This is a genomic window from Wolbachia endosymbiont (group B) of Chesias legatella (assembly GCF_964026945.1).
Lineage (GTDB): Bacteria > Pseudomonadota > Alphaproteobacteria > Rickettsiales > Anaplasmataceae > Wolbachia.
The window spans coordinates 304,424-320,128 of sequence record NZ_OZ034711.1 but is presented as its reverse complement, the minus strand read 5'-3'; the positions used below and the strand labels follow the sequence as shown (position 1 = coordinate 320,128).

Here is a 15,705-nt window from a genome sequence, read left to right as displayed (position 1 = left end):
ATTTTATTTATATATTTTATGTAATCATAAAAATGTTAAGCAATCATTAAGAGAAAAAACCTTCTTTTTCATCATATAAATACAACTTATCCATTCTCACCACGTCAAAGCTATTTTCTTCGAGTTTGATTAGCAGGTTATTTACATCACTATTTGTAATAGCTTGCTTTTCATTATTTGCGATAAACCTGCAGGTTATTTGGTCACTTGAAGATTTTGAGCCTCCTGGCCAAATTGCAAGTCCTTTTGAGTATATTGCTATCATTTTCAGATTACTCGATTCAAATAATCTTACTATTTGATCAAAATTGTTGGATTTGTCCCAGGCAAGCGTTATATCACTACCCACTAGCTTTTTAACTTTGTAATCTTGTTCGTAATTGTCTTGTACTTTATTTATTTTACTATCCGAATCACTGCTAATTATAAGCTCAGATAACGTTGTGGGTTTTTTCCCTAGATTATCTATAATAGCTTTTGCAAATTCTTTGGTACCAACTTTCTGCTTACTCCTTTTCTTCTTATATAAATCGGCAGTGTGTATTCCATCCTCCAAAGTCTTCATCCACGCATCGTAAATTAGTTTTGCAGTATCTACTTGACCCATGTAAATTAGCATATGCACTGCAGCATTTAAAAGCCCTGAAGGATTAGCCATGTTTTTTCCTGCAATATCAGGAGCAGAACCGTGCACTGCTTCAAACATTGCATATTCATTACCTATATTGCTACTTCCTGCAAGCCCTACAGAACCTGAGGTTTGTGCCACTATATCTGATAATATGTCGCCATATAGATTTTCAGTTACTATAACATCGAAATTCTCGGGTTCTGTGGCAACACGTGCCATTCCAATATCAACTATATAATGTTCCGCCTTTATATCCGGATATTCTTTTGCAATACGATCAAACGCTGCATGAAAAGCGCCGTCAGTCATTTTCATTATGTTGTCTTTAGTCAGGCAAGTTACTTTTTTTCTGTTGTGTTTTTTCGCATATTCAAAAGCGTACCTGCATATTTTTTCTGAGCCAGATCTAGTAATAATTTTAGTGCATTGGTACGAGTCACCAGTGAGCCTATGCTCTATTCCGGTGTAAACATCTTCTTCATTTTCGCGTATTACTACGATATCAAACTTACCGAATTTATTTTCTATAACAGGATGATATGAAATGCATGATCTGATATTTGCATATAACCCTAGGTTCTTTCTGAGCGCCACATTTAGGCTTTTGTGCCCTTTGCCTTGAGGAGTTGTCGTCGGAGATTTTAGTAATATCTTTGTCCTTTCAATAGATTCCCAACCACTTGGAGAAATGCCGTGAGACCATTCTTTACTATAAACACACTCTCCTATTTCAATAATATCTACTGAAATCTTTGCTTTCGCTTCACGCAATATCGATAGCACCGCTTCCATAATTTCTGGTCCGATACCATCACCATACGCAACTGTGACTGATGTTGACATAACTTCCTTAACTGTAAATGATTTAATGTTAATTCAAATAATATAGTGGCACAAGCAGCTAGTACTGTACAAGTTGACATATTTACAGTTATTTAATAACATGTTCTTATGTCAGTTAGTAATGCGGGTGGGGTTGTATGGATACTAAAATAAGCTATGCAAGAGTTACGAGACGCATTTTTGCATTTGCGTTTGATCATATTTTATTAACGGCGATAAAGTATTTTATTGGATTTAACGTTGGATGTACCTTAGGTTCTTTAACACCCAATGCGGTTAAAATAATTTCAGACAACGCAACAATTCTTAATGTAACAGCGCTAATATTGGCATTAGCATTTTATGCATTTACGATAATAGAATTCGGCGGAACTCCGGGACAATTATTGCTTCGTATGCATATAAAAGACAAAAATACACTTGAAAAAATCACTCTAATACAAGCAATAAGCAGAACAGCAGTTTTTGGAGTATTATATTTTATAATCTGCTACACACTATTCAATATTTCTAGTCTATTCATAGTTGTATCAATCTTAACCATATTATTTGCAATCCTTGACCAGCGTAAACAATTTCTTCACGACAAAATTGCAAAAACAGTAGTAATAGACTATAAACCTAGTTGATATTTTTCTTTAATTGTCTGTATTACTGCCTGCAAAGTAACTTTTTTCTTTCCTATATGAGCTACCTGCTAGCTAACATTAACTACCAATATCATACCTGAAGAACCCACCTGACCATTCTAGAAAATTTAACGCTGAGTACACTTTACTTTTAGCTTCTTCCACAGTATTTCCTTCTCCTACTATATTTAGCACCCTTCCGCCATCGGAAATCCAATTACCACTTTCATCCAACTTAGTACCAGCATGAAAAACTAGCACACCAGGAATGTTTTCAATTTTATCCAATCCTTTAATTACCTCTCCTTTTTGATAATCACCAGGATAGCCTTTACTTGCAACAACTACACAAACTGTAGTTTTGTGATTAAACTCCACCATTTTTGTATTTAACTTGCCTTCTGCAACTGACAACATCAACTTTAACAAATCACAATTTGGATCAAGTCTAGGTAAAATAGATTGTATTTCCGGATCCCCAAACCTAACATTATACTCAAGAAGCTTTGGACTATCTTTGCAAATCATTAAACCAGCAAAGAGTACGCCTTTATAGGATGTTCCCATGTTAGTCAGTGCTTGAATTGTAGGATATATTATTTTTTGGATAATTTTTTGCTCCATCTCCTTACTTATAATCGAAGGTGATGAGTATGACCCCATGCCTCCAGTATTTTGTCCCTCGTTATTTTCACCAACTCTCTTGTAATCTTTTGCACACCCAAGGGTTACTACCTTCAACCCATCAATAAGAGCAAAAAAACTTACTTCCTCTCCAATTAAAAACTCTTCTATGATTATTTCTTCACCTGACTCACCAAGATTTTTCTCCACTAGCATTGAATCTATTGCTGAAAAAGCCTCATTTTCTGTGTGGCATATTATGACACCTTTCCCTGCTGCAATTCCATTTGCTTTAATTACAAGCGGCAATTTTATTTTATTACTACGGACAAAATTTTTAGCTAACCTTTCATCAATAAAACGTTCATATTTGGCGGTCGGTATACCATATTGTTTACATAGTTCCTTCGTAAAAGACTTTGATGCCTCAAGTTTTGCAGCTGCTTGACTTGGAGCAAAAACGTTTATCCCCTCCGCAGTTAAATCATCAGCAAGCCCATTAATTATCGGCTGCTCTGGACCAATAATCACTAGCTCTATATTTTCTTTCTTGCAAAATTGTGTAACATCCACTGAATCTTGAATATTTATATTCACAAGAACTCCAAAATTTTCCATGGCCGGGCGACCAGGAGTAACATATAACTTAGTCAAGGTAGGAGACTTCTTTAAAGCCCAAAGTAAAGCATGCTCACGCCCACCAGAACCTATAACCAGAACCTTCATCTTTATTTCCTCGCTTTTCTATATGTCAAAATTATTGTTTGCTTATAACAGTATCATTACTCATGTATCTTTGCAACACGTTTGGTATTGTAACTGACCCATCGGAATTTTGATAATTCTCCATTATGGCAACAATTGTTCTTCCTATGGCTAAAGCTGAGCCGTTTAAAGTGTGAACGTATTTTTTTGTTTTTCTGTCAGTTTCTAAGAAGTATTTAGTATTCATTCTTCTTGCCTGGAACGTACCGCAATTTGAGCAGCTTGATATTTCTCTATATTTATTTTGCTCAGGTAACCATACCTCTATGTCATAAGTCTTTTGTGCAGCAAAACCCATATCGCCACTGCAAAGTAGCATTACTCTGTACGGTAATTCTAGTTTTTTTAATATCTCTTCAGCAACACTAGTCATATGTTCAAGCTCGTCTTTTGACTGGTCTTCAGTTGTGATGCTTACCAACTCCACTTTACCAAATTGGTGTTGCCTTATCATACCTCTTGTATCTCGTCCTGCACTGCCAGCTTCTTTACGAAAACATTCTGAATATGCAGTAAAACGAATAGGCAGTTCTTTTTCCTCTACTATTTTATCAGCAACCAAATTCGTTAAAAACACTTCACTTGTGGGAATTAATCTCAATTCGTCGGTAGTTAAATACGAATCGTCAGAAAATTTCGGTAGCTGACCAACATTATACATAGCTTCGTTTTTCACCAAAGCTGGGTGGTACACTTCAGTATAGCCAAATTCATTAACATGCATTTCAAGCATAAAATTTATTAGCGCTCGTCCAAGCTTAGCTAACTGTCCTTTTAATATCGCAAATCTTGATCCGGAAATTTTCGCCGCTTGTTCGAAGTCTATTAAACCTAATTTTTCTCCGAGTTCATAATGAGATTCCGGTACAAAATCAAACTGTCTTTTTCCTCCATATCTTCTCACCTCTAAATTAGAGTTCTCATCTGCGCCTATTGGCACATCTTGCGCAGGAATATTCGGCAAGTTAGATAAAACATTCACTAACTTATCCTTTTCTGCTTGTTCCTTTAAGCTAATTGCCTCTATCTCATTCGTGATGTCTTTTGACAACTCTATTTGCTCTTCACAAGGGCTCTTGCTCATTTTAAGCTTCTTTATTTCCTCTGTGATTTCATTGCGCTGCCTATTTAAATCCTGCAGTTTAGTGGTTAATGATCTTTTCTCGTGATCAATTTCTAATATCTCTTCCGCAGTAAATTCTCTAATTCCCCTGCTTTTCATTGCCTTCTCAAATTCTTCAAAGTTCTTACGTATATATTCTATATCATGCATATATTGTGCTATTACTAACCATTATTACTGTACTTCAAAAGCTTTTAATGCTCAATATTTTTACATATAAATGCTAATATTGATTTTACTTCATAATTTGCTAGAATTAATAAACGTAAAATATAATATGTTAGGCATCATAGAAAAATACGATGAATTTAAAGAGAGTACTCACTTCACTAAACTTAAGGCTAGTGGAAGATTTGCTGTCTACGCTTTTTGTATATATTTGGCGACTACATTTACCATTGGCTGTTTGGGACTGATAGTGGGGTCTTTCCTCTTAACCTTACCACTTGCTATGCTAATTTTTCATCCTGTAGCTTGGATCTTAATGGGAATAGTGCTTGCAGCGACATACAAGATGGTTATTGAACCTTTATTTTACTTGGTAAAAGGTTATGTTGATGAAAAAGGAACTGTAAAGGAAGAAAAGAGTCCAAAAGAGCAAAAATTCACAAGATGTAGATCATTGGATAGTGGACTAGATACTATATCAAGAAAAACAGATAATTCAGATAAGAGGGTACGTAGAAATTCCTATTCTCCATCTACAGATAGTGGTATTAGTATCAGCTCAACAAAAAGTGAGCAACCTAAACAAACAAAAGTTGTTCGATGTTATACTGTAGGGGACGGTAACTGCTTTTTCCATGCTGTGTTTGGAGCGAAGAAAGGTGATTCCAGTAAATATAGAGCTGAAAAAGCACAAGAAATGAGATTAGAGTGGCATAAATTTTTAAGTCAATTCAATTCTTTAGATGATGAAAGAATGCCACCTGCTTTAAGAGCTGAATTACGGACAGTTTTTAATATGTTTTTAGACAGGCCAAGAGATCTAACAGATAAGTATAAGGAAATAGAAAAGTTAGCTGAGCACACAAAAAAGAAAATAAAAAAGGTTGAAAAAAAGGTTGAAAAATTGATAAAAAAACTACTTAGTACAGGATTACCTGAAAATGAAGTGAGTAGTAACTTAAGAGAACTTGCTGTTAATAACCTTATCAGCACAAGAAGATATGACAAAAATTATAGTAGCGAAAGTGTGACAAATTCTTTTCTGAATGGCAAATCCATTTATAGATCTTATCTAGAGGCAATTAGTAGTCAAAATTACTTTATTTTCATAGAAGAAATTCCTATCTTAGCTTCGTTGGCAAATATCGAAATCCACCTTCATCCTCATATATCACATAATCAAGGTATATTTAAGCCAAATCCTGAAATGATAAATGAAGGTTATCAACGGAACAACGAACTATGGGGAAATAAAAAACAAGAAACAATATACTTAAAACCTGGTCATTACGAGAGAGCTAAGGTAGTAGAGGCGGAGCCTTCTCTTATAGAGAAAGCAAATTCATTTATGCAAGATGTTATAATGTCAGCTTATAACGGTGTCAAAAATGCATTTTCTAGCGACTAGAAAGCCTGTGTCCCTCCAAATAGGAAATTTGGCTATTGATTCTCCAGTTATTTTAGCGCCAATGTCTGGAGTAACTGATTATCCGTTTAGGAGTATTGTAAAAAAACTTGGTGCAGGTTTGTTAGTCTCAGAAATGATTGCAAGCAGGGCTATGATCATGCAAACTCGCCAGAGCATGCAAAAAGCAAAAGTTGATGAACTAACCGCTGTACAACTTGCTGGTTGTGAGCCTGATATTATGGCGGAAGCTGCAAAGTTAAATGAGGACATGGGTGCGAAAATCATAGATATAAATTTTGGTTGTCCAGTTAAAAAAGTTGTAAACGGTTACGCAGGATCAGCACTTATGCGTGATGAAAAAAAGGCTGCTGAGATAATAGAAGCTGTAGTCAAGGCAGTGAGTGTGCCAGTTACAGTAAAAATGCGTACTGGATGGAATGACGAAAATCGTAATGCTCCGCGCTTGGCAAAAATTGCAGAAGATTTGGGAGCAAAGATGATTACTGTACATGGAAGGACAAGGGCACAGCTTTATAATGGTCAAGCAGATTGGAAATTCGTTAGAAATGTTAAAGAGCAGGTAAAAATTCCAGTTATAGTAAATGGAGATATTAAGAGTTTGAATGATGTTCAAAGTGCACTTAAAGAATCTGGGGCAGATGGAGTAATGATAGGTCGTGGTGCTTACGGCAAACCTTGGCTGATTAATCAAGCAATAAACTTTTTGAGTGGAAATAAAGTTTCTGAGCCAACAGCCTCAGAGAGATTAAGCATAATACTCAAGCATTATGACAGTATTCTTGAGTACTATGGAAGCGATACAGGAATAAAGATGGCCCGCAAACATATAGGATGGTACAGTAGCGGGCTTCAAAACTCATCTGAATTTCGTGTAAGAGTAAATAACATAATAGACAGCACAGAGGTGAAAGAAAATATAATTGATTTTTTTAGTTAAAAACAGATTAAACATACTACCTCATTAGCTATATTCAATTTGACTGATCATAGTGCGATGCCACCACACTCTCTTCTTCATCAGAATGTAATTGATAACTATTATCACTCAGCAATTTTTCGTCATAAGTCTCAATATCAAAATATTTTTCATATTTATCTATATTTTCACAAAGCGAAAGTGCTTTCACCTTATTCATAATCAGACCCGTACCAGCAGGAATTAACCTTCCTACTATAACATTTTCTTTTAACCCACTCAAAGGATCACTCTTTCCGCAAAATGCTGCTTCCGTAAGTACTTTTGTTGTTTCTTGGAAAGAGGCAGCAGAAATAAAGGAATTAGTTTCAAGGCTTGCTCTAGTAATTCCCTGCAGAATAGGAAGATAATGAGCAGGTCGTTTTCCAGAGTTATTCATAGCATCATTTTCTCTATCAATTTCCAGCCTATCGATATTTTCTCCAATTAAGTACATAGTATCACCAGGATCGGTAATTTCTACTTTTTGTAGCATTTGCTTTAAGATCACTTCTAAATGCTTGTTATCTATGCGCACACCTTGCAATCTATAAACTTGCTGTATTTCAGAAATCATATAGTGTGCTAACGCTTCTAACCCAAGCACACGTAGAATATCATGAAGATCAGGATCGCCATCCATCAATAAATCACCTTTACGCACAAAATCACCTTCATTGACTATTACATGCTTACTTCTTGATACTAAATACTCAACTTGAGAAGCTTGCTCATCTACAGGTTTAATTACTACACTGCGTTTTCCTCTACGGTCTTTTTCAGAGAACGTTACATAGCCATCTATTTCACTAACGATAGCATGCTCTTTAGGACGACGTGCTTCAAATAATTCTATAACCTTAGGCAAGCCACCAGTAATATCACGAGTTCTAACTGACTCTCTCGGCGTTCTTGTGATAACATCACCTGCATGAACCTTTTGGCCATCCTGTACATTAAGCACTGCACCAACTGGTATAAAGTAACATGCTTCCACACCACTTGAAAGTGTTATTACTTTTTCATTATCATCAAGCAGTGCAATACGAGGACGTAAATTAGCTACACCAGAGTGCAATTTCCAATCTTTTACTACTCTATTTGATATTCCTGTAGATTCATCCATCACTTCAGTGATTGAAATTCCATCTTTTAAATCCTGGTAAGATATTGTACCACTCTTTTCCGTAATAATAGGTAGTGTATACGGATCCCATTCCGCAACTTTATCACCAATTTTTACTAACTCACCCTCATTTACATAAAGTTTAGCACCATAAGGCACACTGTGCTTCAATTTTTCACTACCAAGGCTATCAATTAAAACGACTTCACAGGAACGGCTTATCACAATTTTATTTCCGTTTTTATCTATAATTATATTACTATTGTTTAGTTTTATTCTAGCATTAATAGAAGCTATAATATTTGAGGATTCAATACCTCTAGTCATTACCCCACCTATATGGAAAGTACGCATCGTTAACTGAGTACCTGGCTCTCCAACAGATTGAGCAGCGATAACACCAACTGCTTCACCTATTGAAACAATTTTACCAGTTGCAAGGTCTCTTCCATAACACAAAGAACACACACCAGGACTTATTTCACAAGTTAAAGGCGATCTAATTTTTATAGCATCAAGACCTGCAATGTTGATTTGCTTTACTTTATCTTCATCAATTAATTCCCCTGCTTTTAATAATAACTCTTTGGTTACTGGGTTATATATATCATTTGCAGCTGTTCTACCCAGTACAACACTCTCTAGAGATGCAACTATAGTACTACCTTCAACTATAGCTCTTACAATAAGGCCATTTTTCGTTTTACAGTCATGTTTTGTAACTATGCAATTTTGAGATACATCAACCAAGCGACGAGTTAAGTATCCAGAGTTTGCAGTTTTAAGTGCAGTATCAGCTAAACCTTTACGCGCACCGTGAGTAGAATTAAAGTATTCAAATACATTTAATCCTTCGCGAAAATTAGAAATTATAGGTGTTTCTATAATTTCACCAGAAGGTTTGGTCATTAACCCTCGCATTCCTGCTAACTGCTTCATCTGGGAAGTAGAACCTCTTGCACCTGAGCTAACCATCATATATATTGAATTGTACTTACTATTTTCATCATACACAGATATCGCTTTTAACATATCATTCGCTATTATATCTGTGCACTTAGACCACTCATCTATAACTTTATTATACCTCTCACTTTTAGTGATTAGTCCGTCTTGATACTGTGCAGAAAATTTCTTAATTTCACCCCTTGTATAATCAACGTGTGTAGCTTTAGTTTCAGGTATGACCATATCGCAACGACTAAAAGAAGTACCAGAAAATGTAGCATACTCAAAGCCAAGTGTCATCAATTTATCAGAAAATACCACTGTAGCACTTTGACCGCAGCTACGATATACTAAATCAACAATACTAGTTATTTCCTTAACTGTTAATACCTGATTTATTAAATCGAAGCTTAGATTCTCATGTTTAGGAAAAATCTGCCATAATATTAAACGTCCAGGAGTTGTACAAATAGTTTTATACTGAATGTTTCCATCGCTATTGATGTATTCCATTTTGTACTTTATATGAGAATGAATATGTAGAGTACCGTTGTTTAAGGAATGCTCAACTTCACAAAAAGAACAGAAAAGTGGTAAATTATCCTCCTTAAGTTGCTGTAAAGTTAGGTAGTATATACCAAGCACTATATCTTTACTAGGAACTATAATCGGTCTTCCATTAGAAGGACTTAAAACGTTATTAATTGACATCATCAACACTCTAGCTTCAAGTTGAGCTTCCAATGAAATTGGCACATGTACCGCCATTTGATCACCATCAAAGTCAGCGTTAAATGCTGTACAAACAAGTGGATGAAGCTGTATTGCTTTACCTTCAATAAGGACTGGCTCAAAAGCCTGAATACCAAGCCTATGTAGCGTAGGCGCTCTATTTAGCAAAACAGGATGCTCTTTTATTACTTCTTCAAGCATATCCCAGACTTCTGGCTTTTCTGCTCTTATTAACTTACTAGCAAATTTAATAGTTGGAGCCATTCCATATATTTTAAGCCTTGAGTAAACAAAAGGCTTGAATAACTCAAGAGCCATTCTTTTCGGTAATCCACACTGATTTAGTTTTAAAGTTGGACCAACAACTATTACAGAACGTCCAGAATAATCTACCCTTTTTCCTAAAAGATTCTGACGGAAACGACCTTGCTTTCCTTTCAGCATATCGCTAATAGACTTTTTATATCCAGTAGCGCCAGCTTTATTTACCAGAGCATTACGACGACTATTATCAAAAAGAGAATCAACTGCCTCTTGTAACATTCTTTTCTCATTACGAATCATAATCTCAGGAGGATTTAAACTTAACAATTTTCTCAATCTATTATTTCTATTAATAATAGTTCTATAATGATGATTTAAATCAGAAACTGCAGGTCGACCACTTTCAAGCGATACCAAGGGACGCAAGTCAGGTGGTAAAATAGGTATAGCTGTAAGTATCATCCACTCAGGTCTGTTTCCAGACTTGATAAAATTTTCAACAATACGTAATCTCTTTATAATTTTCTTTCTTCTCATTTCAGAAGCAACAGACTCTAACTCCTGTCTTAAATTCTTCCTAATTTCATGTAAATCAAGGCGTATTAGCAATTCTCTTATAGCTTCAACACCTTGCATAGCTATAAAGCTATCGACCCCATAGCTATCTTTAGCTTCATTATAAGCTTTCTCACTAATAATTTCACCTTTTTCAAAAGAGGAAACAAGAGGATCTATTACAACATAATTATCACTATATAAAATACTTTCGATATCTCTAAGAGACATATCTAATAATGCTCCAATTCTTGAAGGAAGTGACTTCAAAAACCATATATGAGCAACAGGAGATGCAAGCTCTATATGACCCATTCTTTCTCTTCTTACTTTAGAAGATGTAACTTCTACTCCACATTTTTCGCATATACGGCCCCTATGTCTTCTTTTTTTGTACTTTCCACATAAACATTCATCATCATTGACAGGACCAAAAATTTTAGGACAAAATAATCCACCTTTCTCAACTTTGAATGTACGGTAGTTTGCAGTTGAAACATCTGTTATCTCTCCATAAGACATACGTTTAATACTTTCAGGGCTAGCAATGGAAATGCTAACCTCATTAAAAGATTGTGCGATATTAGTGTGAGATATATCTTCAATTACTATGTCATTTTGCTTCAAATCCACATTAAAACACAAGGAACGCAACTCTTTTATCATGACATTAAAGGATTCAGGAATTCCACATTCAAAGTTACTGTCACCTTTTATTACCGATTCATAAATCTTAACCCTGCCATTAATGTCATCAGACTTCACAGTTAACATTTCCTGCAAAGTGTAAGCAGCACCGTAGGCTTGCAATGCCCAACATTCCATTTCACCAAAACGCTGACCACCGAAATGAGACTTTCCTCCAAGAGGTTGTTGAGTAACCAAACTATAAGGTCCTACTGAACGCGCATGAATTTTACCATCTACTAAGTGATGCAACTTAAGCATGTACATGTAACCAACTGTAACTTTGCGATCAAACTTCTCACCCGAGCAACCATCATATAATACAACTTGCCCAGAGTTATCCAATCCAGCAAGTTCAAATAGCTTTACTATTTGTTCATCTTTTGGACCTTCAAATACAGGTGCAGTAACAGGAATGCCATCACGCAACTTATACGCAAATTCAATGAGGTGATTATCATTAATATCGCGAATGTTATTACAAATAGATAAATTACTGCCACAACTATAAACCTCAATCAGGAAGTGACGTAAACTACTGTGTGCATCTTTACAAGAGTTGAAATAATTCTCTACTAATGTAGTCAATTCATTATTTAATTCATCCTTATTAGGCGTATCTAAAATAGAAGCCGTTATTTCATCATCATTAATATCCTCAAATTTTTTATTATCAAGATATAATGCTGCAAATTTTTCAAAATCATCATCACTGAGAGATCTAATTGCCTCACAAAAAGCACGTTTGATTTTATTGATCTCATCAAGAATATTGCCTACTTTTTCTCCTAATTTTTTACAAGCCCAACCTACATGCGTTTCCAATATTTGCCCTACATTCATTCGTGAAGGAACGCCAAGAGGGTTAAGAATAATATCAATAGGAGTACCATCTTCTAAATAAGGCATATCTTCTACTGGAACAACTCGAGAAATCACACCTTTATTTCCATGTCTACCAGCCATTTTATCCCCTGGCTGCAAACTATGTTTTACAGCAATAAAAACTTTTACTGACATCGACACACCTTGAGGCAGATCATAACCTTCATGCAATTTTTCTATTTTTTGCTTAAAGTTTGCTATTGCATGTGATACTTTTTCATCAAAATCTTTTTTTAAGCTCTCAACTTGCTTAGAAATAGATTGGTTTTTCAATCCTATATCCCACCATCCCTCACGTTCAATAAAATTAATACTTTCTCGATCTTGAGAGCCAGAACTAATAAGAATTTTTCTTAATTCATCATAGAAATATTGATTAATAACATTGATTATATGGTCTCGTTCTTTCTCAAAGTCGTTTGCCTCTTTTTGTTTAATAAGAAACGCCCTTTCGTTTTCTTCTTCCCCTCTGCGTGTAAAGACCTGCACATCAATCACTATCCCTTCAATATCTGGAGATGTATATAAAGAGGAATCCACACAATCAAATGACTTTTCACCAAAAATTGTCATTAACAATTTTGTCTCAGGAGGCAATGAAAGAGAATGCTTAGGTGTAACTTTCCCCACCAAAATATAACCTGGACCAACTCTTGTACCAACCTTTACTATACCACTATCATCCAAGTGATAAAGATTTTCTTCATTAACACCGGGTATGGCACGAGTTATTTTTTCCGACCCTAAAGGAGTGTCATGTACAACACATTCAAATTCTTCTATATGAATAGAAGTAAATAGATCTTTTTTAACAACTTCACTAGAAATAATGATTGAGTCTTCAAAATTATAACCTTGCCAAGACATAAAAGCGACTAGCAAGTTTTGGCCAAGTGCCAATTCACCGTTATTAATAGCAGGACCATCAGCTATCACATCACCTTCCTTAACACAATCACCTACATGCACCAGTGGTTTCTGGTTAATACAAGTATTATGGTTAGAACGCTGAAATTTTCTTAGATGATAAATATCTACATCCAAGTAGTTAATTCCTCCTTTGTCAAAAGCACGTATAACTATAGAGTTACTATCTGAGCTGTCAACTATGCCACCACGTTTTGCTAAAACTACAGCACCAGAGCCAGAAGCTACGAAAGATTCCATGCCAGTAGCAACCAAAGGAGCAGTAGGCTTCAATAAAGGTACAGCCTGACGCTGCATATTTGAACCCATTAACGCTCTATTAGCATCATCATTTTCTAAAAATGGAATTAAAGAAGCAGCAACCGATATTACCTGCTTAGGAGATAAATCAATGTAACTTACTTGATTACTATTTACCATTACAAAGGTACCAGCATACCTACAGTATAACATATTATCAACAAAGCAGTTGTTCTCATCAAGCTTTGCGCTGGTATCGGCTATATAATATAAACCTTCATCTATAGCAGACAGATACTCAATTTGATCAGTAACAACCTTATTAACTACTTTCCTATAAGGACTTTCAATAAACCCATATTTATTAATACGAGCGTATATAGCTAAGCTGTTAATTAAGCCTATATTCTGCCCCTCAGGAGTTTCAATAGGGCAAATTCTTCCGTAATGAGTTGGATGAACATCACGCACTTCAAATCCCGCCCTCTCTCTTGTTAAACCACCAGGACCTAACGCTGACAACCTTCTTTTATGTGTTATTTCAGATAATGGATTAGTCTGATCCATAAATTGAGATAATTGGGAAGAGTTGAAAAAATCTCTTAAGACATTGGTTAACACTTTTGGATTTATAAAATCAGATGGAGAGACTTTATCTAAACTAGAAGTAGACATAGAATCAACTACTGCCCGTCCCAATTTTAATAATCCAGTTCTAAATTGATTTTCTATAAACTCTCCAACTGAACGGACTCTTCTATTTGCTAAATGATCAATATCATCTACAGATCCTTGACCATCACGTAACAATACTATTTTTCTTATAATTTCAATAATGTCTTCATGTGTTAAAGTAGTTAAATTTTCCTCATAATTTAACCCAAGGCAAGAGTTAAGTTTTAATCTACCAATGTTAGACAAATCATAATATTCCGAACTGAAGAAAAGATTACGAAAAAACTCCTCTACTATCTTTAAAACAGGAACTTCACCAGGACGCAAGACCTTATATATTTCATATAGAGCGTTCTCATAAGACATGTTTTCATCTAAGAAAAGTGTGTTTAATATGTAAGGTCCAACAGAAACATTATCTATGTTCAACACTGATATTTTATCTATAGATAATAATTCAAGCTTTTTTATATCCTCTAATTTTATAGATTCACCAGCAGATAAGACTTTTGTAGAACTAGCACTATCTATTAAATCTTCTGCAAGAAATAAACCACATATAGAATCATAAGGAATTAGATACTCTTTCAATCCGTTATCATATAGATTTTTAGCTAATTTTGAAGTAATACGAACATTAGCTTTAAGTAACACATTGCCTTCAACATTCTTTAAATCAAAAGGAAGCCTCACTCCCTTGAATTTATCAGGGGAAAAAGGTACTCTCCAGCCACTTTTATGTTTTATATACTCTATTTTTTCATAAAATTTATTAAGTATGTCATTATTTGATAAGCCCAAAGCCTTTAATAAAACTGATATTGGCAACTTTCTCTTTCTATCAATACGAAAATACAAATGATCTTTAACATCAAACTCAATATCAAGCCAAGAACCTCTATAAGGAATAACCCTAGCAGAATAGATCAATTTGCCAGAATTGTAAGTTTTTCCCTTATCACTATCAAAAAACACTCCAGGAGATCTATGCATTTGTGAAACGATAACTTTCTCTACGCCATTGATGATGAAAGTACCTTTATCAGTCATCATAGGCAGTTCACAAAAGCGAACCTCCTGCTCTTCAGCAGATTTTATAACAGTTGCAAGCTTAGAATGATCATCATCTTCTTTAATCTCTTGATATTTTTCAAGAGAAACACCATCCTGCATAATAACAAGACGTATAGAAGCAATAACCTGAGCAGAAAAAGTTATACCACGTTTTATACATTCAGATTCACTATACTTAAGATCATCTACCCTACAATTCAAAAATTCGATGATAGCCCTATGCAAAGGATCAGATATTGGAAAAATTGTATGAAAGATAGCTTCAAGTCTTTCATTACTCTCATTATTAGGAGTAAAGGAATTATATGACCCCTTTTGGACTTTAACCAAATCCAACAAAGAATCTTTTAAATCAATCGACCTGGAATAAGAAACTCTAGGAACAAAAGCACTAGAAGCACACATATAAGAAGAATCAACCATTA

Annotated in this window: 7 protein-coding genes; 3 read left to right on the top strand and 4 right to left on the bottom strand. The window is 35.0% G+C overall.

Going from position 1 to position 15,705, the window contains the following annotated elements:
- Nucleotides 1-46 precede the first annotated feature (46 nt).
- The gene (icd, locus tag AAGD65_RS01490) at nucleotides 47-1,474 is read right to left on the bottom strand and encodes an isocitrate dehydrogenase (RefSeq protein ID WP_264683071.1); all 1,428 of its coding nucleotides are present in this window, start codon (nucleotides 1,472-1,474) and stop codon (nucleotides 47-49) included.
- 137 nt (nucleotides 1,475-1,611) lie between these two features.
- Between icd and AAGD65_RS01485 the strand changes: the two genes are divergently transcribed.
- Nucleotides 1,612-2,103, top strand: coding sequence for an RDD family protein (locus AAGD65_RS01485; RefSeq protein WP_341810963.1), 492 nt, complete (start codon nucleotides 1,612-1,614; stop codon nucleotides 2,101-2,103).
- A 78-nt stretch (nucleotides 2,104-2,181) separates the two neighbouring features.
- Here AAGD65_RS01485 and purD read toward each other — a convergent pair whose 3' ends face one another.
- Together purD and serS are read right to left on the bottom strand one after the other, a co-directional pair.
- Nucleotides 2,182-3,453: a phosphoribosylamine--glycine ligase gene (gene purD / locus AAGD65_RS01480; RefSeq protein ID WP_264683067.1), complete on the bottom strand. Its 1,272-nt coding sequence runs from the start codon at nucleotides 3,451-3,453 to the stop codon at nucleotides 2,182-2,184.
- A gap of 31 nt (nucleotides 3,454-3,484) precedes the next feature.
- Nucleotides 3,485-4,765, bottom strand: a complete 1,281-nt coding sequence (gene serS / locus AAGD65_RS01475; RefSeq protein ID WP_264683065.1) for a serine--tRNA ligase — start codon at nucleotides 4,763-4,765, stop codon at nucleotides 3,485-3,487.
- A gap of 127 nt (nucleotides 4,766-4,892) precedes the next feature.
- Here serS and AAGD65_RS01470 point away from each other — a divergent pair, with 127 nt between their 5' ends.
- Both AAGD65_RS01470 and dusB read left to right on the top strand, forming a co-directional pair.
- Nucleotides 4,893-6,191: an OTU domain-containing protein gene (locus AAGD65_RS01470; protein WP_264683063.1), complete on the top strand. Its 1,299-nt coding sequence runs from the start codon at nucleotides 4,893-4,895 to the stop codon at nucleotides 6,189-6,191.
- Complete coding sequence (gene dusB / locus AAGD65_RS01465; protein ID WP_410530295.1) at nucleotides 6,172-7,149, top strand: tRNA dihydrouridine synthase DusB; 978 nt, start codon at nucleotides 6,172-6,174, stop codon at nucleotides 7,147-7,149. The genes AAGD65_RS01470 and dusB overlap by 20 nt, the downstream gene beginning before the upstream one ends.
- Nucleotides 7,150-7,183: 34 nt before the next feature.
- Here the strand turns inward: dusB and AAGD65_RS01460 are convergent, their stop codons facing one another.
- Complete coding sequence (locus AAGD65_RS01460) at nucleotides 7,184-15,703, bottom strand: DNA-directed RNA polymerase subunit beta/beta' (RefSeq protein WP_341810962.1); 8,520 nt, start codon at nucleotides 15,701-15,703, stop codon at nucleotides 7,184-7,186.
- Between the last annotated feature and the right edge of the window lie 2 nt (nucleotides 15,704-15,705).